At 75.9% G+C, this 23,470-nt stretch carries 25 protein-coding genes and 1 riboswitch; of the genes, 22 read left to right on the forward strand and 3 right to left on the reverse strand.

What is annotated here, in order from left to right; translation table 11 throughout:
• Positions 1–56: 56 nt before the first annotated feature.
• Both SM577_RS21245 and SM577_RS21250 read left to right on the forward strand, forming a co-directional pair.
• Positions 57–2,207 (forward strand): primosomal protein N', encoded by a 2,151-nt coding sequence (locus SM577_RS21245; RefSeq protein WP_474587789.1) that lies wholly within the window; start codon positions 57–59, stop codon positions 2,205–2,207.
• 265 nt (positions 2,208–2,472) lie between these two features.
• Positions 2,473–3,456 carry an AAA family ATPase gene (locus SM577_RS21250; protein WP_302921163.1) on the forward strand — a complete coding sequence of 328 codons (984 nt, stop codon included), beginning with the start codon at positions 2,473–2,475 and terminating at the stop codon, positions 3,454–3,456.
• A 111-nt stretch (positions 3,457–3,567) separates the two neighbouring features.
• Here SM577_RS21250 and SM577_RS21255 read toward each other — a convergent pair whose 3' ends face one another.
• Positions 3,568–4,290: a CTP synthase C-terminal region-related (seleno)protein gene (locus SM577_RS21255; RefSeq protein ID WP_302921164.1), complete on the reverse strand. Its 723-nt coding sequence runs from the start codon at positions 4,288–4,290 to the stop codon at positions 3,568–3,570.
• Between the two features lie 78 nt (positions 4,291–4,368).
• On the opposite strand from SM577_RS21255, the gene SM577_RS21260 reads away from it, so the two are divergent.
• From SM577_RS21260 to SM577_RS21280, 5 genes are read left to right on the forward strand one after another with little or no spacing between them, the layout of a single operon-like run.
• Positions 4,369–5,220 (forward strand): LysR family transcriptional regulator, encoded by an 852-nt coding sequence (locus tag SM577_RS21260; protein ID WP_474587790.1) that lies wholly within the window; start codon positions 4,369–4,371, stop codon positions 5,218–5,220.
• Between the two features lie 29 nt (positions 5,221–5,249).
• A complete protein-coding gene (locus SM577_RS21265; RefSeq protein ID WP_474587791.1) occupies positions 5,250–6,521 on the forward strand; it encodes a cytochrome P450 in 1,272 nt (423 codons plus the stop codon).
• A gap of 45 nt (positions 6,522–6,566) precedes the next feature.
• On the forward strand, positions 6,567–7,130 hold the full coding sequence (gene def, locus SM577_RS21270; protein ID WP_109900787.1) for a peptide deformylase: 564 nt from the start codon (positions 6,567–6,569) through the stop codon (positions 7,128–7,130).
• 7 nt (positions 7,131–7,137) lie between these two features.
• A complete protein-coding gene (gene fmt / locus SM577_RS21275) occupies positions 7,138–8,064 on the forward strand; it encodes a methionyl-tRNA formyltransferase (protein WP_302921167.1) in 927 nt (308 codons plus the stop codon).
• On the forward strand, positions 8,061–9,581 hold the full coding sequence (locus SM577_RS21280; protein WP_302921168.1) for an RsmB/NOP family class I SAM-dependent RNA methyltransferase: 1,521 nt from the start codon (positions 8,061–8,063) through the stop codon (positions 9,579–9,581). Before fmt ends, SM577_RS21280 begins: the two co-directional genes overlap by 4 nt.
• Positions 9,582–9,627: 46 nt before the next feature.
• Here SM577_RS21280 and SM577_RS21285 read toward each other — a convergent pair whose 3' ends face one another.
• The gene (locus SM577_RS21285; RefSeq protein ID WP_474581996.1) at positions 9,628–10,518 is read right to left on the reverse strand and encodes a septum formation family protein; all 891 of its coding nucleotides are present in this window, start codon (positions 10,516–10,518) and stop codon (positions 9,628–9,630) included.
• Between the two features lie 192 nt (positions 10,519–10,710).
• Positions 10,711–11,598, reverse strand: coding sequence for a septum formation family protein (locus SM577_RS21290; RefSeq protein ID WP_302921170.1), 888 nt, complete (start codon positions 11,596–11,598; stop codon positions 10,711–10,713).
• Positions 11,599–11,846: 248 nt separating this feature from the next.
• Between SM577_RS21290 and rpe the strand changes: the two genes are divergently transcribed.
• The 15 genes from rpe to rplT all read left to right on the forward strand — a co-directional run bounded on the left by rpe (position 11,847) and on the right by rplT (position 23,422).
• A complete protein-coding gene (gene rpe, locus SM577_RS21295; protein ID WP_474581998.1) occupies positions 11,847–12,527 on the forward strand; it encodes a ribulose-phosphate 3-epimerase in 681 nt (226 codons plus the stop codon).
• Entirely contained in the window at positions 12,421–13,506 is a 1,086-nt protein-coding gene (locus tag SM577_RS21300) for a GGDEF domain-containing response regulator (RefSeq protein WP_474587792.1), read from the forward strand. The genes rpe and SM577_RS21300 overlap by 107 nt, the downstream gene beginning before the upstream one ends.
• A gap of 56 nt (positions 13,507–13,562) precedes the next feature.
• Positions 13,563–13,733: riboswitch (FMN riboswitch) on the forward strand.
• A 166-nt stretch (positions 13,734–13,899) separates the two neighbouring features.
• On the forward strand, positions 13,900–14,961 hold the full coding sequence (gene ribD, locus SM577_RS21305; protein WP_474587793.1) for a bifunctional diaminohydroxyphosphoribosylaminopyrimidine deaminase/5-amino-6-(5-phosphoribosylamino)uracil reductase RibD: 1,062 nt from the start codon (positions 13,900–13,902) through the stop codon (positions 14,959–14,961).
• 1 nt (position 14,962) lies between these two features.
• The gene (locus SM577_RS21310) at positions 14,963–15,604 is read left to right on the forward strand and encodes a riboflavin synthase (RefSeq protein ID WP_302921174.1); all 642 of its coding nucleotides are present in this window, start codon (positions 14,963–14,965) and stop codon (positions 15,602–15,604) included.
• Positions 15,604–16,302 (forward strand): nicotinamide riboside transporter PnuC, encoded by a 699-nt coding sequence (pnuC, locus tag SM577_RS21315; RefSeq protein WP_474582000.1) that lies wholly within the window; start codon positions 15,604–15,606, stop codon positions 16,300–16,302. The genes SM577_RS21310 and pnuC overlap by 1 nt, the downstream gene beginning before the upstream one ends.
• Positions 16,299–17,567: a bifunctional 3,4-dihydroxy-2-butanone-4-phosphate synthase/GTP cyclohydrolase II gene (locus SM577_RS21320; protein WP_302921177.1), complete on the forward strand. Its 1,269-nt coding sequence runs from the start codon at positions 16,299–16,301 to the stop codon at positions 17,565–17,567. The genes pnuC and SM577_RS21320 overlap by 4 nt, the downstream gene beginning before the upstream one ends.
• A gap of 2 nt (positions 17,568–17,569) precedes the next feature.
• Positions 17,570–18,070: a 6,7-dimethyl-8-ribityllumazine synthase gene (ribH, locus tag SM577_RS21325; RefSeq protein WP_474587794.1), complete on the forward strand. Its 501-nt coding sequence runs from the start codon at positions 17,570–17,572 to the stop codon at positions 18,068–18,070.
• A 5-nt stretch (positions 18,071–18,075) separates the two neighbouring features.
• On the forward strand, positions 18,076–18,765 hold the full coding sequence (locus SM577_RS21330) for an alpha/beta fold hydrolase (RefSeq protein WP_474587795.1): 690 nt from the start codon (positions 18,076–18,078) through the stop codon (positions 18,763–18,765).
• A 54-nt stretch (positions 18,766–18,819) separates the two neighbouring features.
• The gene (locus SM577_RS21335) at positions 18,820–19,083 is read left to right on the forward strand and encodes a phosphoribosyl-ATP diphosphatase (protein ID WP_120331238.1); all 264 of its coding nucleotides are present in this window, start codon (positions 18,820–18,822) and stop codon (positions 19,081–19,083) included.
• A 46-nt stretch (positions 19,084–19,129) separates the two neighbouring features.
• Complete coding sequence (gene hisG / locus SM577_RS21340) at positions 19,130–19,975, forward strand: ATP phosphoribosyltransferase (RefSeq protein ID WP_302921180.1); 846 nt, start codon at positions 19,130–19,132, stop codon at positions 19,973–19,975.
• A gap of 155 nt (positions 19,976–20,130) precedes the next feature.
• Complete coding sequence (locus SM577_RS21345; RefSeq protein ID WP_474587796.1) at positions 20,131–21,060, forward strand: DMT family transporter; 930 nt, start codon at positions 20,131–20,133, stop codon at positions 21,058–21,060.
• A 177-nt stretch (positions 21,061–21,237) separates the two neighbouring features.
• Positions 21,238–21,711: a PH domain-containing protein gene (locus tag SM577_RS21350; RefSeq protein ID WP_302921182.1), complete on the forward strand. Its 474-nt coding sequence runs from the start codon at positions 21,238–21,240 to the stop codon at positions 21,709–21,711.
• A 460-nt stretch (positions 21,712–22,171) separates the two neighbouring features.
• Positions 22,172–22,783 (forward strand): translation initiation factor IF-3, encoded by a 612-nt coding sequence (gene infC / locus SM577_RS21355; protein WP_088994774.1) that lies wholly within the window; start codon positions 22,172–22,174, stop codon positions 22,781–22,783.
• A gap of 20 nt (positions 22,784–22,803) precedes the next feature.
• Positions 22,804–22,998, forward strand: coding sequence for a 50S ribosomal protein L35 (gene rpmI / locus SM577_RS21360; RefSeq protein WP_088994773.1), 195 nt, complete (start codon positions 22,804–22,806; stop codon positions 22,996–22,998).
• A 31-nt stretch (positions 22,999–23,029) separates the two neighbouring features.
• A complete protein-coding gene (rplT, locus tag SM577_RS21365) occupies positions 23,030–23,422 on the forward strand; it encodes a 50S ribosomal protein L20 (protein WP_088994772.1) in 393 nt (130 codons plus the stop codon).
• Positions 23,423–23,470 lie beyond the last annotated feature (48 nt).

Here is a 23,470-nt window from a genome sequence, read left to right on the forward strand (position 1 = left end):
GCACCAGGCGTAGCGACCGGCGGCCCGCGGACGGGTCGCCGGTCGCTCGCGTCTGCGTGGACGTGCCCCTGGCCCACCTGGACCGGCCCTTCGACTACCTGGTGCCGGCCGAACTGGACGCCGACGCCACCCCCGGGGTGCGGGTGAAGGTCCGCTTCGCCGGGCAGTTGGTGGACGGCTGGCTGCTGTCCCGGGGCGACGACTCCGGGCACACCGGGCGGCTGGCGTACCTGGAGAAGGTGGTCTCCCCGGAGCCGGTGCTGGCGCCCGAGGTGGCCCGGCTGGCCCGCGCGGTCGCCGACCGGTACGCCGGCAGCCTCGCCGACGTGCTCCGGCTGGCCGTGCCGCCCCGGCACGCCCGGGTGGAGAAGGACGTCCGCGCCCGCGCCGCCGAGGGCGAGACCGCCGGGGCGGGCGGCGACGACCCGGACACGCCGCCGGTGCCCGGCAGCCCGGCTGCCACGCCAGACCCCGCCGACGCGGACGCCACCACGGAGGCGCCCGGTCAGGACGCCGCGCCGCGGCCTGCCGGTACGGACGCCACGGCGGCGTCGCCCGGTCAGGGTGCCGCGTCGCGGCCTCCCGGTGCGGCTGCCGGTGCGGAGCCCGCCGGTGCGGGAGCCGGGGGAGCAGCCGCCGGCCCGGTGACGATGCCCGACCCGCACGGCTGGCGGGACTACCCGGCCGGGCCGGCCCTGCTCCGGGCGCTGGCCGAGGGCCGGGCGCCGCGGGCGGTCTGGTCGGCGCTGCCGGGCGAGGACTGGCCCGCCCGCTACGCCGAGGCGGTCGCCGCGACCGTGGCCGGCGGCCGGGGTGCGCTGGTGGTGGTCGCCGACAACCGCGACCTGGACCGCCTCGACGCCGCGCTGACCGCCAGGCTCGGCCCCGGCCGGCACGTCTGCCTCTCCGCCGCCCTCGGCCCCGCCCGGCGCTACCGGGCGTTCCTCTCCGCCCGGCGCGGCGACGTGCCGGTGGTGATCGGTACGCGGGCGGCGATGTTCGCCCCGGTGGACCGGCTCGGCCTGGTCGCCATCTGGGACGACGGGGACGACCTGCACGCCGAGCCGCGGGCGCCCTACCCGCACGCCCGGGAGGTGCTGCTCACCCGGGCCCAACTGGGTGAGGCGGCCGCCCTGGTCGGTGGGTACACCCGCACGGCCGAGGGGCAACTGCTGGTGGAGACGGGCTGGGCCCGGGAGGTGGTGGCCGACCGGGCCACCGTGCGCGCGCGGATGCCGGCGATAGCGCCGACCGGCGACGATCCTCAGTTGGCGCGTGACCCGCAGGCCGCCAGCGCCCGGCTGCCCAGCCTGGCCTGGACCACCGCCCGGGACGCGCTGCGCGCCGACCGGCCGGTGCTGGTCCAGGTGCCGCGCCGCGGCTACCTGCCGGCGGTGGCCTGCGCCGACTGCCGGACCCCGGCGCGCTGCCCGCACTGCGCCGGCCCGCTCGCCCTGCCGTCCGCCGCCGGCACCCCCGCCTGCCGCTGGTGCGGCCGGGTCGCCGCCGCGTACGCCTGCCCGCAGTGCGGTGGCCGGCGGCTGCGCGCCTCGGTCACCGGCGCCCGGCGCACCGCCGAGGAGCTGGGGCGGGCGTTCCCGGGCGTGCCGGTGCGCACCTCCGGCCGGGAGGAGGTGCTCGCCGCCGTGCCCGGCGGCGCCGGCCTGGTGATCGCCACCCCGGGCGCCGAACCGGTCGCCGACGGCGGCTACGGCGCGGTGCTGCTGCTCGACTCCTGGGCCCTGCTCACCCGGGCCGACCTGCGGGCCGGGGAGGAGGCGCTGCGCCGCTGGCTGGCCGCCGCCGCGCTGGCCCGGCCGGGACCGGCCGGCGGCCGGGTGGTGGTGGTCGCCGACGGCGCGCTCGCCCCGGTGCAGGCGCTGCTGCGCTGGGACGCCGCCTGGTTCGCCGAACGCGAACTGGCCGAGCGGCGCGAGCTGGGCTTCCCGCCGGCGGTGCGGATGGCCAGCGTGACCGGCCAGCCGGCCGCGGTGGCGGACCTGCTGGCCGAGGCCCGGCTGCCCGCCGAGGCCGAGCTGCTCGGGCCGGTGCCGGCGGACGGGGAGCGGGAGCGGATGCTGGTCCGGGTGCCCCGGGCCCGGGCCGCCGCGCTGGCCGAGGCGCTGCACTCCGCCGCCGGGGTCCGCACCGCGCGCAAGGCCACCGATCCGGTCCGCCTCCAGGTCGACCCGCTGGCCCTCTTCTGAGCGACCCGGCGGGTGGCCACCGGTGGCCGGGGAGCGCGGATCCGCCCCGCCACCGACCCCGGATCGCACCCGGTGTCCGGGAAACCCCTGGCCATGAGGTGATAGCATCGCCCGTCATGCCCGGGCGTACGACGGCTCCAGGTCGCGGCGCGGCGTCAGGCGCGCCGAGCTGGAGCTGCCGCAGGTGGCGCGACGGTGGCGCCGAACGCGTCGGTCGGCGCGGTGTCGGGATGTCCAACAGCCGGTGATCAGGGGTGGACCAGTCGTGACCGTTCGTCAGTCGATCGTCTTCAACGGTGACCTCGGCAGCGGCAAGAGCACGGTGTCGGTGGAGATCGCCAAGCGGCTCGGGCTGCGCCGGGTCAGCGTCGGCGACCTCTACCGCGAGATGGCGCAGCAGCGGCAGATGACCGCGTTGCAGCTCAACCTGCACGCCGAACTCGACCAGGCGGTCGACGGCTACGTCGACCAGCTCCAGCGCGACATCGCCGCCTCGGGCGAGCGGCTGGTCATGGACTCCCGGTTGGCGTGGCACTTCTTCACCGACGCGCTCAAGGTGCACATGATCACCGAGCCGACCGAGGCGGCCCGCCGGGTGCTGGCCCGGCCGTCCGGCCCGGCCGAGAGCTACACCTCGCTGGACGAGGCCCGCGCCAAGCTGAAGGAGCGCAGCGAGAGCGAGCGGGGCCGGTTCCTGGTCCGCTACGGGGTGGACAAGGCCCGGCTGCGCAACTACGACCTGATCTGCGACACCACCCGGGCGTCCGCCGCCGAGGTGGTCGAGCACATCATCGACGCGTACGAGGGCCGGCTCGGCGCGGAGGTGCTGCGCGACGCCCCGCCGCTGCTGCTGCTCGATCCGGCCCGGGTCTACCCGACCGAGGACATCGCCACCCTGCGCGGGCTCTGGGACTCCGAGTTCGTCGGCGAGGTCGCCTCCGCCGGGGACGAGGCGCTGGAGCCGCTGAAGATCGGCTACACCGGCGAGTACTTCTTCGTGGTCGACGGCCACCGCCGGCTCAGCGCCGCCCTGCAGAACGGCTTCCGCCTGGTGCCCGCGCAGCTGGTCGCCGAGGTGGACGAGCCGGTGGTCGGCGGGATGAGCGCGGTGGACTACTTCACCGCCCAGGTCCGGCCCGGCGTGGTCTACGACTGGGAGGCCGCCCACAAGATCGAGCTGCCGCTGCCGGTGCACGCCCGGCACGCCGGCGACGCGGTGCTGGCCGGAGAGCCGGGCGCGGGCGCCTGAGCCAACCGCCGTCATCCGCCGCCGGCCGGCCGGCCGGGCGGGCGGGCGGCGACGACGGCCGGGCGGGCGGGCGGCGACCCGGCCGATCGGTTCGGCCGGACGGGGGCCGGCTCAGGCCGGGGTGCCCGCCGGTGACCGCCGGGCCGCCACCGCCGCCGCGAAGGCCCGCACCATCGGGTGCGGCTCGTCGCCGTCGCCGGCCAGCTCCGGCTGGAAGAGCGTGGCCAGGAAGAACGGATGCCCGGGCAGTTCGGCGACCCGTACCTGCCCCTGCGGGTCGTGCCCGGTGAACCGGAGGCCGTGCTCGACCAGGGTCGCCAGGTAGCGCGGGTTCAGCCCGTAGCCGCACTGGTAGCGCTCGGTGCTGCGGTCGGCGCCGGTGCTCCGCTGCGCCAGCGAACCGGCGGCGAACACCACCGGCCCCTCGTGGCCGTGCAGCGCGCAGGCGAGCGGCTCGATGAGCAGGTCCGGGGCGTCCGGCGCGGTCTCGCCGTGCGCGACGTCGGTCAGGCCGCAGACCGCTCGGGCGTACTCCAGCAGGGTGTGCTGGAACCCGCCGCAGGTCGCCAGCAGCGGGATGCCCCCGGTGCGGGCGCAGCGCACGGCGTGCAGCGCCCCGGCCTCGCTGCGGTAGGGACTGCCCGGCAGCAGCCAGATCCCGTCGAAGTCGGCGAGCCGGCTGGCCGCCGCCTCCTCGGTGGGGATCCAGTACGCCTCCAGGTCGGTGCCGTGCCGGTCCCGCAGGGCGGTCAGCAGGGCGGGCACCCGCGTGTGCGAGCGGACGGCGGGGGAGCGGTCGCCGACGAGGGCGAGCCGGGCAACGGCGAAGGTCATGCCGACCATCGTGGCCAGCCCCGGCCGATCACGTCCAACGATGATCCGTACTGGCCGGATCAGGAACACTTATCCGCCGTGGACCCGCACCTGCTGCGCACCTTCACCGTCGTCGCCCGCCTCCGGTCGTTCTCGGCGGCCGCCGTGGAACTCGGCTACACCCAGTCGGCGGTGAGCCAGCACGTCGCCGCCCTGGAGGCCGATCTCGGCGTACGCCTGCTGGACCGCCGGCCGGTGACGCCGACCGTCGCCGGGACCCGGCTGCTCGCGTACGCCGAGCCGATCCTGCTCCGGCTCGCCGCGGCGCGGGCCGACCTGGCCCGGCTGGCCGCCCCGCGGCCGGGGCCGCTGCGCGTCGGCGCCACCCCGCTGGTGGTGGCCGCGGCGGCGCGGTTGGCCACCGGCCGGCGCGGCGCGCTGACCCTGCACGTCACCACCCGCGCCGACCTGCCGCGCCGGGTCGCGACTGACGAGCTCGACCTCGGACTGCGCGACGGCTTCGCCGCGCCCAACGATCCGCTGCCCGGCGCCGACCTCGGGCCGACCCGGGTCGAGGTGCACGGCGTGGAGCCGGTGGTGGTGGCGCTGCCCCCCGACCATCCGCTGGCCGCCCGCCACCGCCTCGCCCTCGCCGACCTGGCCCTGGCCCGCTGGGTCGACGCGCCGGAGGTCGCGGCCCCGCTGGCCCAACTGCGCGCGGTCGCCGGCGCCGACGGGTTCCGCGCCGACGTGCGCTACCCCGGCACGGACGTCGCGGGGCTGCTGGCGGTGGTGGCCGCCGGGCACGGGCTGGCCGTGCTCCCGGCCGGGGTGGTGCGGGCGGGCGCCGGCCTGGTCGGGGTGGCACTGGCCGACCCGCGGTTGGTGCACCGGGTGGAGCTGCTCCGGCCGGCGCCCGCGGATGGCCCGCCGGGCGGATCGGAGGGATGATGAGGTCCGTCGATCGGGGGAGGGCGACCATGGACGCCGCCGAGGCGCTGACGCTGCTGATGTCACCGCGGGGGCGCGTCGACCCCTACCCGACGTACGAGCGGCTGCGCGCGTACGGGCCGGTGATCGAGGCGGCCCCGGCCTACTACGTGGTGACCGGCTACGCCGAGGCCGACGAGATCCTCCGCGACCCGCGGTTCGGGGTGCTCGACGACGAGCTGCGCGACCAGCTCTGGCCCGGCTGGCGGGAGAGCCCCGCGGTGACCTCGATCTCCCGGTCGATGCTGCGGACCAACCCGCCGGACCACAGCCGGATGCGCCGGCTCGCCTCCGGCGCGTTCACCCCGCGGCGGGTCGCCGCGCTGCGCGAGGTGGTCGCCGGGCAGGCCGAGGACCTGGTCGACGCGATGTGCGAGCGGGGCGGCGACGGCGCACCCGTCGACTTCGTGACCGAGTTCGCCTACCCGCTGCCGGTCGGGGTGATCTGCGCGCTGCTCGGCGTGCCCGCCGCCGACCGGCCGCTGTTCCGGCGCTGGGCGGCGGACCTGACCGGGGTGCTGGAGCCGGAGATCACCCCGGCCGAGCTGGCCGTCGCCGACCAGGGCGCCCGCGAGCTCAGCGCCTACTTCACCGAGTTGGTCGCGGCCCGCCGCCGGGCCCCGGCCGACGACCTGACCACCGCGCTGGTGCAGGCGCACGACGCCGACGGTGCCCGGCTCTCCGGCGACGAGCTGCTGGCCAACCTGGTGGTGCTGCTGGTCGCCGGCTTCGAGACCACCACCAACCTGCTCGGCAACGGCCTGGTGGTGCTGCTACGTCACCCGCGCCACGCCGACGCGCTGCGGGCCCGTCCCGACCTCGCCCCCGACTACGTCGAGGAGATGCTGCGCCACGACTCGCCGGTGCAGCTGACCAGCCGGCTGGGCACCGCCCCGGCGACCGTCGGCGGGGTCGAGCTGCCGGCCGGCAGCTGGGCGCTGCTGCTGCTCGGCGCGGCCAACCGGGACCCGCGGCGGTACCCGGACCCGGCCCGCTTCGACCCCGGGCGGGCGCAGCAGCAGCCGCTGTCGTTCGGGGCCGGCCCGCACTACTGCCTCGGCGCCGGACTGGCCCGGCTGGAGGCCCGGGTCGCCTTCCCGCTGCTGCTGCGCCGGCTGCCCGGCCTGGCCCTGGCCGGCGAGCCGCGGCACCGCACCCGGCTGACCCTGCGCGGCTACGACACGCTGCCGGTGCGCGTCGCGGCGGTCGCCCCCGGCACCGATCGCGGTACGCCGGCCGGGAGCCGTCCCGGCACTCCGTAGACTGGTACGGCACAGGTCGTCCCACCCGTGAAGGAGCCACCCCGCGTGACCGTCCAGCCCATCCGTCTGTTCGGCGATCCGGTGCTGCGCACGCCGGCCGATCCGGTGGTCGACTTCGACGCCGAGCTGCGCAAGCTCATCGCCGACCTGACCGACACCATGCGCGAGCAGAACGGCGCCGGTCTCGCCGCGCCGCAGCTCGGCGTGGGGCTGCGGGTGTTCACCTTCGACGTCGACGACGTGCTCGGCCACCTGGTCAACCCGGTGCTCGAGTTCCCCGACGAGGAGGAGCAGGACGGCCCGGAGGGCTGCCTGTCCATCCCCGGGCTCTACTTCGACACCAAGCGGCGGCAGAACGTGATCGCCAAGGGCTTCAACGGCTACGGCGACCCGTTGCAGATCGTCGGCACCGGCCTGATGGCCCGGTGCGTGCAGCACGAGACCGACCACCTCGACGGCGTGCTCTTCGTCGACCGGCTCGACCCGGCCGGGCGCAAGGAGGCGATGAAGGCGATCCGCCAGGCCGAGTGGTACGACCCGGCCGCCCCGCCGACGGTCAAGCTCAGCCCGCACGCCGCCGGCAGCAGCCCCTTCGGCCTGGGTCGGTGAGCGGCCGGTGCGGGTGATCTTCGCCGGCACGCCGGCCGTCGCGGTCCCGGCCCTGGCCGCGGTGGCCGCCTCCCGGCACGAGCTGGTGGCCGTGGTCACCCGGCCGGACGCGCCCGCCGGGCGCGGCCGCGGCCTGGTCCGGTCCCCGGTCGGCGCGTGGGCCGACGAGCACGGGGTACCGGTGCTCACCCCGGCCCGCCCGCGCGAGCCGGAGTTCCTGGACCGGCTGCGTGAGCTGGCCCCGGACTGCGTGCCCGTGGTCGCCTACGGCGCGCTGGTGCCGCCGGCCGCGCTGGAGATCCCCCGGCACGGCTGGGTCAACCTGCACTTCTCGTTGCTGCCCGCCTGGCGTGGCGCGGCGCCGGTGCAGCACGCCGTGCTGCACGGCGACGAGATCACCGGAGCCAGCGTCTTCCAGCTGGAGGAGGGGCTGGACACCGGCCCCGTCTACGGCACGCTGACCGACGAGATCCGTCCCACGGACACCTCCGGCGACCTGCTGGAGCGGCTCGCCCACTCCGGCGCGGGCCTGCTGGTGGCGGTGCTCGACGCCATCGCCGACGGCACCGCCCGGGCCGAGCCGCAGCCCGCCGACGGGGTGTCGCTGGCGCCGAAGCTCACCGTGGAGGACGCCCGGGTGCGCTGGTCGGAGCCGGCGTTCGCGGTGGACCGGCGGATCCGCGCCTGCACCCCGGCGCCCGGCCCGTGGACCACCTTCCGGGGCGAGCGGGTCAAGCTCGGCCCGGTCAGCCCGGTGGCCAACGGGCCCGAGCTGAAGCCGGGCGAGCTGCTGGTGGAGAAGTCCCGGGTGCTGGCCGGCACGGCCACCGTGCCGGTGGCGCTCGGCGAGGTGCGCGCGGCCGGCAAGCGGGCCATGCCGGCGAGCGACTGGGCGCGGGGCGCTCGGGTCGCCGCCGGCGAGGTGCTCGCGTGACGGGGCCGGCCGAGCGACCGGCGGTGGACCCGACCGGCCGACGCGAGGAGCGGCCCGGCGCGGGTCGGGGCGGCGAGCGCGGGGGCCGGCCCCCGGCCGGTCGGCGTACCGAGCGACCGGCGCGGGGCGGCGGGCGCTACGGCGGCCGGGCGCCGCGGCCCGCTGTCGACCTGCCGCGGTACGCGGCGTACGAGGCCGTCGCGGCGGTGCACCGGGACGACGCCTACGCCAACCTGGTGCTGCCGACCATCCTGCGCGACGCGGGGCTGACCGGCCGGGACGCCGCCTTCGCCACCGAGCTGACCTACGGCACGCTGCGCCACCTCGGCACCCTGGACGCGATCCTGACCGCCGCCGCCGGGCGCGACGTGCAGCGGATCGACCCGCCGGTCCGCGACGCGCTGCGGCTCGGCGCGTACCAGCTGCTGCACACCCGGGTGCCCGCGCACGCGGCGGTCTCCTCGACGGTCGACCTGGTCCGCGCGGTCGGCCCGGGGGCCACCGGGTTCGCCAACGCGGTGCTGCGCGAGGTGGCGGGCAGGGACGCCGACGCCTGGGTACGGCAGCTCGCCCCGCCGATGGAGAGCGACCCGATCGGGCACCTCGCGCTGGCGTACAGCCACCCGCAGTGGATCGTGCGGGCCTTCGCCGAGGCGCTCGGCGGCGACCTGGGCGAGACCACCCGGCTGCTGATCGAGGACAACGAGCGCCCGCCGGTGCACCTGTGCGCGCGGCCGGGGCTGGCCGATCCGGTGGAGCTGGCCGACGAGGTCGGCGGCGCACCGGGTGCCTTCTCGCCGTACGCCGTCTACCTCTCCGGTGGCGCGCCCGGTGACCTGCCGGCGCTGGCGCAGGGGCGGGCGCACGTGCAGGACGAGGGCTCCCAGCTGGTGGCCAACGCGCTGGCGACGGCCCCGCTGGACGGCCCGGACGGGCGCTGGCTCGACCTGTGCGCCGGGCCGGGCGGCAAGTCCGGGCTGCTCGGCGCGCTGGTCGCGGAGCGTGGCGGGCGGCTCACCGCGGTCGAGGTGGCCGAGCACCGGGCCCGGCTGGTGTCCCAGGCCACCCGCGACCTGCCGGTGACCGTGCTGAACACCGACGGGCGCGCGGTCGGCGACCACCCGAAGCTGCCGGTGGACCACTTCGACCGGGTGCTGGTCGACGCGCCGTGCACCGGGCTGGGCGCGCTGCGCCGCCGGCCGGAGTCGCGCTGGCGGCGGCAGCCGTCCGATCTGCCGCCGCTGACCCGGTTGCAGCGCGAGCTGCTCGCCGCGGCGCTGCGCGCGGTGCGCCCCGGCGGCCTGGTCGCGTACGTGACGTGTTCGCCGCACACCGTGGAGACGCACGTGACGGTCACCGAGTCGGCGCGCCGGGCCGGGGTGCCGGTCGACTTCGTCGACGCCCGTCCACTGCTGCCGGCGGGGATGCCCGGGCTCGGCGACGGGCCGACGGTGCAGCTCTGGCCGCACCGCCATGGCACCGACGCGATGTTCCTCGCGGTGCTGCGCCGGAGCTGAACCCCGCGCCGGGTGGGTCGCGGGCTGACCCACCGGGCCGCGCCGGTCAGGTGATCGGCAGGCCCTTGCTGCCGGCGCCCTGCACCGACCGGGTGAGGGTCCGGTCGCTGACCCAGAGGAAGCACTGGACGCCGCGGTTGCCGTCCTGCCAGTCCTCCTCGAACGGGTGGTAGAAGATCGTGCCGACCCGGTACTGGAGGTTGCCGTCGTCGGGCACCTTCGCGTACTTGGCGATCAGCGTGCGGCAGGCCCGGTGCACCCGCTTGCTGGTGCGCCGGAACTCGGCGTAGCTGGTCTCGGGGGCGTGCCAGACGCCGACGAACTCGGCGCGGTGCTTGCTGGTGCAGGACACCGGCCGCATCTCCGCGACGCGGCCCTTCTCCAGCTTGGGGGAGAAGCAGCGGTAGGCCAGCGGCGAGTCGCCCCGCAGCGCCCCGCGCAGGCTGCCCGCGCGCAGGCCGACGGAGGTGTCGTCGAGGCTCTGGATCTCGCTGACGTCGCAGCGGAACCAGCGCGCCCCGCCGGTCCACGCGGCCGGCGACGGGAACACCACGGTGAGGCCGAGCCGGCCCGAGCGCCAGTCGCCGCCGACCGCCTCGTTCACCGCCTTGCCGCACGCCGCGTGCGCGGAGCGCATGCCCGCCGAGCCGGCCTTCGGCGGCGTGCCGCGGTCGGCGTCCGGGCCGGAGAGGGTGCCCACGTGCAGCGTTTCCACCCGGTGCGACACGCCGCAGTCCACCGGGTTGTACCCGCTGAGGTAGCCGACCTCCTGGAAGCCGGCGTGGCAGACGTCGGCGGCCGGGACGAACGCCTGCGGCGCGACCGGGGCCGGCCAGTCGTCGGTGAGGTTGCCGTCCACTCCGGCCGGTGCGCCGCACCCGGTCAGCGCCAGGGCCGTCACCGCGCCCAGCGCGACCGCCGTCCACCACCGTCGCATCGCCGACCTCCCCCGATCGTGGTCCGCCACCGGATGCCGACCGGCCGGTGCGCCACGGTGCGGCAGCATACGGCACGCGGCCCGGTCGCGGGCGTTCCCTTCCACGGGCGGCGCGGAGTGCCGGCGGTGCGGCGGTGTGGACGATCGGGGCGCGGCGGCGTGGACGGCTCGCGGTGCGGCGGCGGGGACGGCTCAGATCGCCGGCAGGCCCTTCGGCCCGACGCCCCGCATCGACCGGGTCAGCTTCCGGTCGTCGCTCCACAGGAAGCAGCGCACGCCCCGGTCGCCCTCCTCCCACTCGCGCTGCGACGGCGGGTAGAAGATCGAGCCCGCCCGGTACGGCAGGTCGCTGTTGTTGGGCACGTCGGCGAAGGCGGCGATCAGCGCCATGCAGCGCCGGTGCGCCTGCGGCGCGGCCCGGGTGAACTCCGCCCAGGTCATGTCCCGCTCCACGTAGACCCCGACGAACTCGGCCCGGTGCGGCTCGGTGCAGAGCACCGGCGCCATGTAGTTGAGGTTCTCGCCGATCAGCTTGGGGTCGAAGCAGCGGTGCACCAGCGGGGAGTCGCCGATCATCGCACCGCGCAGGCTCCCGGTGCGGTTGACCGGGCGGGTGTTGTCGATGCTGTCGGTCTCGCTGAGGTCGCAGCGGAACCAGCGGGCGCCGCCACGCCAGGCGGGGGCGGAGGGCAGCGCGATGTTCAGCGTCAGGCGGGCGGCGTGCCAGTCGCCGCCGAGCGCCTCGCGTACCCGCTCGTCGCACTCCCGGCGGGCGGTGCCCAGTGCCGGCGAGCCCGGCTCCGGCCGGTCACCCTGCGCGGCCGACCCGGTGAAGGTGCCGACGTGGATCGCCTCGGCCAGGTGGTTGCGCGAGCAGTCCACCGTCTCGTAGGTGCTGGCCTGCACGACAGCGGTGATCCGGGGCAGGCAGGCGCCGCTGGCCGGGACGAACATCTGCGGCGGCCGCAGCGCCGGCCAGTCGTCGGTGAGGTCGCCGTCCGACCCGCCGGGCCGGACACAACCGGCCAGCAGCGCCACCGCCGTGCCGGCCATCGTCAGCGCCAGCAGCCACCGTCGCATCGTCCGCCCTTCCCCGGAGCTGACGGCCACCGTCCACCGGCGCGATGCCGGGGGACGGGCGGCTCGCGTCACCGTCCCTGATGGAGTCTTGCCGCGTTTCCGTCGTTCGGCCAGTCGCAGGTGACTCTTCGTCCGGTTTCCCGGACCTGGGTGGCCAATTCTGCACCATTGGTCACCGCCGGGTCACGGGGTGTCCCGCATGGTGCCGCGCTGCGGGCGGCCGATCACCGCGTTCGTACACTGGCCCCGTGACCGTACCGCCGCCGATCGTCGCGCCGAGCATCCTGGCCGCCGATTTCGCCCGCCTCGCCGAAGAGGTCCGCGCCGTCGAGAACGCCGCGGACTGGTTGCACGTCGACGTGATGGACAACCACTTCGTGCCGAACCTGACCATCGGCCTGCCCGTGGTGCAGAGCCTGCGGGCCGCCACCGAGCTGCCGTTCGACGTGCACCTGATGATCGAGGATCCGCGGCGCTGGGCCCCGGGCTACGCCGACGCCGGGGCGTACAACGTCACCTTCCACGCCGAGGCGTGCGACGACCCGGTGGCGCTGGCCAAGGACCTGCGCGCGGCCGGCGCCAAGGCCGGGCTGGCCATCGACCGGGACACCCCGATCGAGCCGTACCTGGAGCTGCTGCCGAGCTTCGACACCCTGCTGATCATGACGATCAAGGCCGGCTTCGGCGGCCAGCGGTTCATCCCGCAGCTGCTGGACAAGGTCCGGGCCGCGCGCCGGCACGTGGCCGCCGGCCACCTGGAGCTGCGCATCGAGGTGGACGGCGGGATCGCCGCCGACACCATCGAGCAGGCCGCCGCCGCCGGTGCCGACGCCTTCGTCGCCGGCACCGCCGTCTACGGCGCGGCCGACCCCGCCGAGGCGGTACGCCGGCTGCGGGCCCTCGCGGAACGCGCCGCCCCCGAGGCCTGACGTGGACCCGGCGGAGGAGCGACCGGACGTCATCCTCGTCGTCGACGACGACGAGGACATCGCGCGTTTCGTCGAGTTCAACCTCCGCCTGCACGGCTTCGAGGTGCTGCACGCCAGCGACGGTCAGGAGGCGCTCGAGGTGATCGAGCGGCAGCGGCCCGACCTGGCGGTGGTGGACCTGATGATGCCCCGCGTCGACGGGCTGGAGCTGACCCGCCGGCTGCGCGCCGACCCGATGACCTCGGCCCTGCCGGTGATCATGCTGACCGCCAAGGGGATGACCTCGGACAAGGTCAACGGGCTCAGCGCCGGCGCCGACGACTACCTGGTCAAGCCCTTCGACACCGCCGAGCTGGTCGCCCGGGTCAGCTCCACGCTGCGCCGCAACAAGGAGTTCCGGGAGGTCTCGCCGCTGACCGGGCTGCCCGGCAACAGCCGGATCCGCCGGGAGATCGCCGACCGGGTCCGCAGCGGGGCCGACTACGCCGTCGGCTACATCGACATCGACCGGTTCAAGAGCGTCAACGACCGGTACGGCTTCGTCCGCGGCGACGACTTCATCTCGGCGCTGGCCCGCTGCCTGCACCGGGCGGTGGTCTCGGTCGGCCTGCCGCCGGCCTTCCTCGGCCACGTCGGCGGCGACGACTTCGTCATCGTCTGCACCCCGGAGCAGGTCCTGCCGCTGACCTCGAAGGTCTCCACCGACTTCGAGCGGGCCGCCGACGCGCTCTACGACCCGGACGACGCCGCCCGCGGCTACGTCGAGCTGAAGGACCGCCGCGGCAACATCCGGCGGGCCGCCCTGGTCACCCTCTCCATCGGCGTCTCCGTCTCGGACGCCGGCAAGCGCTTCACCAACCCGCTGGAGGCGATCGCGGTCGCCTCGGAGATGAAGTCGGTGGCGAAGAGCCAACCGGGCTCGTACGTGGCGGTCGACCGGCGGCGCGGGATCAGCGACCCCCACCGTCATGTGAAGTAGCTCGCCTCGGTGGCGACACGCCCCGCCCAGCGTGTAAGACTGCGGAGGTACCCACCACGCGCTGGCGGGACTCGGTGTAATTCCGAACCGGCGGTGATCCACGGCCTTCCGTGGTAAGCCCGCGACCCGGACGGCTCTGCCGCCCGGTGGACCTGGTGAGAATCCGGGGCCGACGGTTGGGTGCGGGCACGCCCGCTCCCAGACAGTCCGGATGGGAGACAGCGCGCGGGACGGATGGGCCGTGCCCGGCCGCCGATGTCGGCGTGCCGTGCCCGCCCCCGGGTCGGCTCCGCCGTACCCGGATCTCCGCCGCCGCCTGCCTGCGGCCAACCGGCCGATGCCTCCCGAACCGCCCGCGCGCGGACCGGCGAGTGAGAGGGCAGGGGCAGGGCGATGACGGGCGTCTCCGTCGACGAGGCGATGCGTCGCGCGATCGAACTCGCCGCGCGCGGGCTCGGCACGACCAGTCCCAACCCGGTGGTCGGCTGCGTGCTGCTCGACGCCGCCGGCCGGGTCGTCGGGGAGGGCTTCCACGCGTACGCCGGCGGGCCGCACGCCGAGATCGTCGCGCTCGCCCAGGCGGGGGAGCGGGCCCGCGGCGGCACCGCGGTGGTCACCCTGGAACCCTGCGACCACACCGGTCGCACCGGCCCCTGCAGCACCGCGCTGGTCCAGGCCGGCGTGGCCCGGGTGGTGATCGCGGTCCCCGACCCGAACCCGGTGGCCTCCGGCGGCGCCGCCACCCTGCGCGCCGCCGGCGTCCAGGTCGACCTGGGCGTACGGGCCGCCGAGGCGGAGGCCGGCAACATCGCCTGGCTCACCTCGATGCGCCGCGGCTGGCCGTACGTGATCTGGAAGTACGCGGCGACCCTGGACGGCCGGTCCGCCGCGGCCGACGGCACCAGCATGTGGATCACCTCCGAGGCGGCCCGGATGGACGTGCACGCGCTGCGCGGCACCGTCGACGCGGTGCTGGTCGGGGTGGGCACCGTGCTCGCCGACGACCCCCGGCTCACCGCCCGCAACCTGCGCGACGGCACGCTGGCCATCCGCCAGCCGCTGCGGGTGGTGGTGGACAGCGCCGGGCGTACCCCGGCCGGCGCCCGGGTCCGCGACGGCGCCGCGCCGACCTGGATCGCCACCACCGACGAGGTCGGGGCCGGCCCGGACGGCGGGGTCGACCTGCCCGCGCTGCTCGCCGCCCTGCACGGCCGCGGGGTCCGCGCGGTGCTGCTGGAGGGCGGCCCCCGACTGGCCGGCGCCTTCCTCGCCGCCGGCCTGGTCGACAAGGTCGTCGGCTACCTCGCGCCCCGGCTGCTCGGCGCCGGCCCGGCCGCGCTGGTCGACGCGGGTGTGACGACCATCGCCGAGGCCATCGACCTGGAACTCACCGACGTTACCCAGATCGGTCCCGATCTGCGGATCACCGCGCTGCCCCGGAAGAGGGAGGGCTGACATGTTCACCGGCATCGTCGAGGAGTTGGGTGAGGTCGTCCGGGTGACCGCGACGGCCGGCGACTCCGCGCTGGTCGCGGTCCGCGGCCCGCTGGTCACCTCCGACGCCCGCCACGGCGACTCCATCGCGGTCAACGGCGTCTGCCTGACAGTGGTCGACGTCTCCGACGGGATCTTCACCGCCGACGTGATGGGCGAGACGCTGCGCCGTTCCGCGCTCGGCGCGCTGCGTCCCGGCGACCCGGTCAACCTGGAGCGGGCCGCCGCGCTCGGCAGCCGGCTCGGCGGGCACCTGGTGCAGGGCCACGTCGACGGGGTCGGCGAGGTGCTCTCCCGGGAGCCGGCGCCGCAGTGGGAGACGGTCCGCTTCACGCTGCCCCCCACGCTCGCCCGGTACGTCGTGGAGAAGGGCTCGATCACCGTCGACGGGGTCTCGCTGACCGTCGCCGACGCCGGCCCGGACTGGTTCGCCGTCGGGCTCATCCCGACCACGCTGAAGCTGACCACGCTCGGCGCCCGGGGCGTCGGCGAGCCGGTCAACCTGGAGGTGGACGTGCTGGCCAAGTACGTCGAGCGGCTGCTCGGCGACCGGCTGCCCGGTGCCGGCCTGCCGGCCGGCGGCGCGGCGGGCGAGGTCGCCTGATGGGCGCGCTGCACTGGCTGCTGGACGCCCAGGTGAGCATCGCCGGGTCGCCGGTGCTGGTCCGGGAGATCGTCGGCAACGGCTTCGGGCTCGCCTCCGCGCTGCTCGGCCTGCGCCGGCTGGTCTGGGCCTGGCCGGTCGGCATGATCGGCAACGCGCTGCTGTTCACCGTCTTCCTCGGTGGGGTGTTCGCCACCCCGCAGGCGCACGACCTGTACGGGCAGGCCGGCCGGCAGGTCTTCTTCTTCGCGGTCAGCCTCTACGGCTGGTGGCGCTGGTCGCGGACCCGCCGGCTGGGCGCCGCGCCGGACCGCGCCGCCGTCGCCCCCCGCTGGGCCACCGCCCGGGAGCGGGTCGGGCTGCTGGCCGCCGCCGCGCTCGGCACCGCCGCGGCCTACCCGGTGCTCGCCGCGCTCGGCTCCTGGGGGCCGCTGCCGGACGCCTGGATCCTCACCGGCAGCCTGCTCGCCACCTACGGGATGGCCCGCGGCTGGGTGGACTTCTGGCTGATCTGGATCGCCGTCGACGCGGTCGGCGTGCCGCTGCTGCTGCGCGGCGGCTTCTACCCCTCGGCCGCCATGTACCTCGTCTACGGCGCCTTCTGTGCCTGGGGCCTGGTGAGCTGGTGGCGTACCTCGCGGGCGCTCCGGCCGGTCACCGCCCCGCTCCCGTCGACCTACTCGGAGGCCGTCGCATGACCACCACCTTCGCCAGCATCGAGCAGGCGGTGGCGGACATCGCCGCCGGCCGGCCGGTCGTCGTGGTCGACGACGCCGACCGGGAGAACGAGGGCGACCTGATCTTCGCCGCCGAACTGGCCAGCACCGAGCTGGTCGCGTTCATGGTCCGGTACACCTCCGGCTACATCTGCGTGCCGCTGACCGAGAGCGAGTGCGACCGGCTGGACCTGCCGCCGATGCACCACACCAACCAGGACCGGCGCGGCACCGCGTACACCGTGACGGTGGACGCCCGGGAGGGGGTGAGCACCGGCATCTCGGCGGCCGACCGGGCGCACACCATCCGGCTGCTCGCCGACCCCGGCACCGGCCCGACCGACCTGGCCCGCCCCGGGCACGTGGTGCCGCTGCGCGCCCGAGAGGGCGGCGTGCTGCGCCGGCCCGGGCACACCGAGGCCGCGGTCGACCTGACCCGGCTGGCCGGCCTGCGCCCGGCCGGCGTGCTCTGCGAGCTGGTCAACGACGACGGCACCATGATGCGGGTGCCGGACCTGGAGAAGTTCTGTGCCGAGCACTCGCTGACCCTGATCACCATCGCCGACCTGATCGCCTACCGGCGGCGCACCGAGAAGCAGGTGGAGCTGGTCGCCGAGGCCCGGATGCCCACCGAGCACGGGGTGTTCCGGGCGCTCGGCTACCGCAGCGAGCACGATCCGGCCGAGCACATCGCGATGGTCTACGGCGACCTCGGCGACGGCCAGGACGTGCTGGTGCGGGTGCACTCCGAGTGCCTCACCGGTGACGTGTTCGGCTCGCTGCGCTGCGACTGCGGGCCGCAGTTGAACGCCGCGCTGGCCCGGGTGGCCGCGGAGGGCCGGGGCGTGGTGCTCTACGTGCGCGGGCACGAGGGGCGGGGCATCGGCCTGCTGCACAAGCTGCAGGCGTACCAGTTGCAGGACCTGGGCCGGGACACCGTCGACGCCAACCTGGACCTCGGCCTGCCGGCCGACGCCCGCGACTACGGCACCGGCGCGCAGATCCTCTACGACCTCGGCGTGCGGTCGATGCGGCTGCTCACCAACAACCCGGCCAAGCGCGCCGGGCTGGAGGGCTACGGGCTGACCATCACCGGACGCGAGGGGCTGCCCATCCGGCCGCACCCGGAGAACGTGCGCTACCTGCGGACCAAGCGGGACCGGATGGGGCACCTGCTCGACGAGTTGGACGAGGTGACCGAGGCGCCGGCGAGCCGGCTGGCCTCGGGCGACGAGATCGGAGCGTAGCGATGGCGGGATTCGGCGAGCCCGGGGTCGGCGTGGTGGACGCGGCCGGGATGACGGTCGGCATGGTCGCCGCCCGCTGGCACGGCGAGCTGACCGACCACATGCTCGACCGGGCGGTGGCCGCCGCCGAGGCGTGCGGGGCACGGCCGGTGGTGGCCCGGGTGGCCGGCTCGGTGGAGCTGCCGGTGGTGGCCCAGGCGCTCGCGCGCCGGTGCGACGTGGTGGTCGCGCTCGGCGTCGTGGTGCGCGGCGCCACGGCCCACTTCGACTACGTCTGCCGCTCGGTCACCGACGGGCTGACCCGGGTGGCGCTGGACGAGGGGAAGCCGGTCGCGCACGGGGTGCTCACCGTGGACACCATCGAGCAGGCCCGGGACCGGGCCGGGCTGCCCGGCTCGGCCGAGGACAAGGGCTGGGCGGCGACCGTCGCCGCGCTCGACGCGGCGCTGGCCATCCGCGGCCTGGCCGCCGGCAACGGGCACCGGGTCGGCTTCGGCGGCTGACCCGGGTGACCCTTGAGTTCGCCGCCCTGCCCGGGCTGCGGATGGCGTACCGGACGTGGGGCCCGCCCGACGGGCGGCCGGTCGTACTGCTGCCCGGTGGCGCCGGCGACGGCGCCAGCTGGGCGCCGGTGGCGGCCCGGCTGTCCGACACCTTCCGGCTGTACGCCCCGGACCCGCGCGGATTCGGCGCGAGCGACCGCCCGGGGCGGTACGGCCTGGCGCTGTACCGCGACGACGTGCTGGCGCTCTGCGACGCGCTCGGCCTGGCGCGACCGGTCCTGGTCGGGCACTCCTCGGGAGCGGTGGTGGCCGCCATGGTCGCCCGGGCCCACCCGACCCGGGTGGCCGCCCTGGTGCTGGCCGAACCCCCGCCGCCGGTGCCGCTCGGGCTGCGGCTGCCCGCCCGGCCGGACCCTCCACCGGATTACGACTGGGCCGCCCGGGAGGCGGTGGTCGCCGAGCTCAACGCGCCCGACCCCGCCGGATGGGACCGGCTCGCCCGGATCACCGCGCCGACCCTGGTGGTCGCCGGCGGCCCGACCAGCCACCTGCCGCAGGATCAGCTCGCCCGGATGGCGGCGCGGCTGCCCGCCGGGCAGCTGGTCACCATCGACGCGGGGCACGCCGTGCCTGCGTCCCGGCCGGCGGCGTTCGCCGCCATCGTACGGGCCTTCCTGGCCGGTCCCGGTGGGTGAGCGGAAGCTGACCCGGCGCACGTGCCCTGGTGGGGCGACTGGAAGAATCGCGGCGTGAAGACGTTCGAGGAGTTGTTCGCCGAGCTGCAGGCCAAGGCCGCCGCCGGCACTCCCGGCTCGGGCACGGTCGCCGCGCTCGAGCGGGGCGTGCACTTCATCGGCAAGAAGGTCGTCGAGGAGGCGGCCGAGTCGTGGATGGCCGCCGAGCACGAGGGCCGGGAACGGGCCGCCGAGGAGATCTCCCAGCTGCTCTACCAGACCCAGGTGCTGATGCTCGCCACCGGTCTCGAGCTCAAGGACGTCTACCGACATCTGTGAGTGCGCCCCGTCGTTGATCCGAATCGACTGCTAGGAGCACTCCGTCATGCTGCGTGTCGCCGTACCCAACAAGGGCACCCTGGCCGAGCCGGCCGCCCAGATGCTGCGCGAGGCGGGCTACCGCCAGCGCACCGACCCGAAGGACCTGGTCTGCCGGGACGAGGCCAACGACCTCGAATTCTTCTACCTGCGCCCGAAGGACATCGCCACCTATGTGGGCTCCGGTGACCTCGACCTCGGCATCACCGGCCGGGACCTGCTGATCGACTCCGGGGCGCCGGCCGAGGAGGTGGTCGACCTGGCCTTCGGCCGGGCCACCTTCCGGTTCGCCGCCCGCCCCGACGACATCGACTCGGTGCAGGAGCTGGGCGGGCACCGGATCGCCACCGCGTACCCGGGCCTGGTCGAGCGGCACCTCGCCGACCTGGGCGTCAAGGCCGACGTGATCCGCCTGGACGGCGCGGTGGAGAACGCCGTCCGGCTCGGCGTCGCCGACGTGGTGGCCGACGTGGTGGAGACCGGCGCCACGCTGCGCCAGGCCGGGCTGGTGGTCTTCGGCGAGCCGCTGCTGCGCTCCTCGGCGGTGCTGGTCCGCCGCGCCGACGCCACCGGGCACCCGCAGGCCGAGCAGCTGCTGCGCCGGCTGCACGGGGTGCTGGTCGCCCGCCGCTACGTGATGCTGGCGTACGACGTGCCGGCCGGGCTGCTCGACCGGGCCAGCTCGCTGACCCCGGGCATCGAGTCGCCGACCGTCTCCCCGCTGCACCGGGAGGGCTGGGTCGCGGTGCAGGCGATGGTGCTCCGCGACGACGTGCACCGGATCATGGACGAGCTGTACGAACTCGGCGCCCGCGCCATCCTGGTCACCAACATCCACGCCTGCCGGCTGTGACCCGGCCGGCGCCGCCGCCCGGGCACGGTCCCGCCGACCCCGCCGGGACGCCGACGGCCGGCGATCCGTCGGCGCCGGTCGGTGTCGGGGCGCCCGCGGGCGGGGCCGTTCCGCCGCAACGCGGTGCGGCGCGCCCGGGGGCGGCGCGGCGACCGATGCCGCCCTGGCTGGCGCTCGCCCTGGTCACCCTGGCCGGCGTCGCCTCGGCGGCGCAGGGAGCGGCCAACGGGGAGTTGGGCACCCGGGTCGGGCACGCGACGCTGGCCGCGGTGGTCAACAACCTCGGCGGCACCCTGCTGGTGGTCCTCGGGCTGGCCGTCCTGCCCACGATGCGGACCGGGTTGGCCGCGCTGTGGCGCCAGCGGCTGCCCTGGTGGTCGTACCTGGGCGGGCTCGGCGGGGCGGCGATCGTGGTGCTCGGCGCGTACCTGGTGCCGGCGCTCGGGGTCGCGGTGTTCACCATCGCGCAGGTCGCCGGGGGCAGCCTCGGCGGGTTGGCGGTGGACCGGGCCGGGCTGGCCCCGGTCGGCCGGCTCGCGCTCACCGGCCCCCGGATCGCCGGCGGGCTGCTCGGGGTGGCGGCGGTGGCGCTGGCCCAGTTCGGCCAGCCGGTCGGGGAGCTGGCCGTCGGCCTCGTCCTGCTCGCCGTCGCCGGGGGCGTCGCCGTGGCGCTCCAGACCGCGCTCAACGGCCGGATCTCCGCCGCCAGCTCGGCCGCCGCCGGGGTGGCCGTCAACTTCGCGGTCGCCACCCCGGCGGTGCTGCTGGTCGCCGCCCTCGCCGGCGCCCTCGCCGGGCCGGATCCCGGCTGGCCCGCCGCCTGGTACCTCTACACCGGCGGGCTGCTCGGGGTGGCCATCGTCGCCGGCCTGGTGATCGGGGTGCGCGCGGCCGGGGTGCTGCGCACCGGGCTGGCCCTGGTGGCCGGCCAGCTCGGCGGGGCGCTGCTGCTGGACGTCCTGCTGCCGGGTGGTCCCGGCGCCCGGCCCGCGGTGCTGGCCGGCGCGGTGCTCACCCTGCTCGCGGTCGTGGTCGCCGGCCGCGCGCCCCGCCGCCCGGCCCGGCCCGACGGCCGCCCGGGCTGACCGGCCACGGCGGGCCCGGTGGCCGCGACCTGGCCCGGGTTCGGCGATCCGGGTCGGGTGGGGTGACCGGGCCGGCGAGCCGCCCGCCGGCATCCGCCCCCGGGGCGGTCGCGGCTGGGGATCCGCGCCGCGTGTGGCGGCGGAGCACCCGCCCGGGGCGGGTGGCAGACTGGTGGGGTGAGCGACACCGAGCTGATCCGTCTCCGGCCCCGCCGCATCCGGCTGGTCTGCTGGACCTCGGCGGCCCTGCTGCTGATCGTCTTCAGTCTGGTGGCCACCTCGCTGAGCGGCCCGACCGGCGACGGCTACGGCACGTTCCAGCGCGGCGACCAGATCGCCATGATCGGTCTCGGCGTGTTCGGTGCGCTCGGCTTCCTGCTCTTCACCCGGCCCCGGGTGGAGGCCGACGCGCGCGGGGTGCGGGTGCGCAACGTCCTCGGCTCGTACGACCTGCCGTGGGAGGTCGTCCGGGGGGTCCGGTTCGACCGGGGCGCCCCCTGGGCCAGCCTGGAGCTGCACGACGACGACCTGGTCCCGATGGTTGCCCTGCAGGCCGCGGACAAGGAACTGGCGGTCGACGGGGTGCGCGCCCTGCGCCGCCTGCACCAGGCCCACCAGACCCGCCTCGCCGAGCGCGCCGCCGGCCGCTGACCCCGCCCCGACGTCCCGGACCTCGCGCCAAGATCCACGCTCGTTCGCTGAAAGAGTGGCTGTTCCGTCCCGGATGACGCCTCGTTCTCCGAACGGGCGGCCCGCCTCCCCGGACGGCGGAGCGGGGCGCGGGGGGAGGGGTGGGGCGTCCGGTTTGGGGGTGGGTCGGCGCAGGGTGTAGTGTTGTCGAGTCGACCAGGCTGTCCGCGCGTGCGCGGGCGGCCATGAAAGTGGAGCGCCTGCTCCCACCCGAGTCGCCGCGACGGTGGCCGGGTCCGGTCCCCGGTTCCGGGCATGTCCCGGTGCCGGATGCGCGATCATGTGATCGTGCCGACCGGTCGAGCGGGCCCTGGCATGCGCCGGGGCCTTCTGCTTTCCGGGTCGGTTCCCACCCGGGAGCCGCGGGGTCGGCAACAGCAGATTCTCGACTCGAGGAGGCCCCATCAGCGTCGAACCACGCGTGAACGAGCAGATCCGGGCACGTGAGGTCCGACTGGTCGGCCCTGAGGGTGAGCAGGTGGGCATCGTCCCGCTGGAGCGCGCCCTTCAGCTGGCCGCGGACGTCGACCTGGACCTGGTCGAGGTTGCGCCGATGGCGCGCCCGCCGGTGTGCAAGCTCATGGACTTCGGCAAGTTCAAGTACGAGAGCGCACTGAAGGCGCGCGAAGCGCGGCGTAACCAGCAGCAGACCGTCATCAAGGAGATGAAGCTCCGGCCGAAGATCGACCCGCACGACTACGAGACCAAGAAGGGTCACGTGGTGCGGTTCCTCAAGGCCGGCGACAAGGTCAAGGTGACGATCATGTTCCGCGGTCGCGAACAGAGCCGCCCGGAGCTGGGCTACCGGCTCCTGCGCCGGCTCGAGTCGGAGATCTCGGAGCTGGGGTACGTCGAGGCCGCGCCGAAGCAGGACGGCCGAAACATGATCATGGTGCTGGCACCGCACCGCGCCACCAAGGCCGCCGCGACGGCGGCCCGCGGCAGCGCGCTTCCGCGGGGCGAGCGGGAATCCGGCGCCCCCGAGGCGGCGCCGCCGGCCGAGGCCGGGCCCGCCGGGACCACCGGCGAGTAACAGGGGAGAAGACGTTCCACATGCCGAAGATGAAGAGCCACACGGGGATGGGCAAGCGGGTCCGGCTGACCGGCAAGGGCAAGGTCGTTGCCCAGCAGGCCGGCCTCCGGCACAACCTGGAGAAGAAGCCCTCCACCCGGACCCGCCGGCTGACCGGCACCGTCGAGCTGGCCAAGGCCGACGTGAAGCGCATCAAGAAGCTGCTCGGCCGCTGACGCGCGCCACCTGACGTAAGAAGGAGTTGAGATGGCACGCGTCAAGCGGGCTGTGAACGCCCAGAAGAAGCGCCGTACCCTGCTGGAGACCGCGAGCGGCTACCGCGGCCAGCGCTCCCGGCTGTACCGCAAGGCCAAGGAGCAGGTGCTGCACTCGATGCAGTACGCCTACCGGGACCGTCGCGACCGCAAGGGCGACTTCCGGCAGCTGTGGATCCAGCGGATCAACGCGGGCGCCCGGGCCAACGGGATGACCTACAACCGCCTGATCCAGGGTCTGAAGCTGGCCGGCGTCGAGGTCGACCGCAAGATCCTCGCCGACCTGGCGGTCAACGACGCCGCCGCGTTCGCGGGGATCGTCGAGGTCGCCCGGGCCGCGGTCGCGGCCGAGGGCACCGGCGGCGCGGCGGCCCAGGCCGCCTGATCCACCGGCAGCTGAGCGAGGCGCCCCGGTCCACGAGACGGGGGCGCC

Source organism: Micromonospora desertarenae, assembly GCF_056150265.1.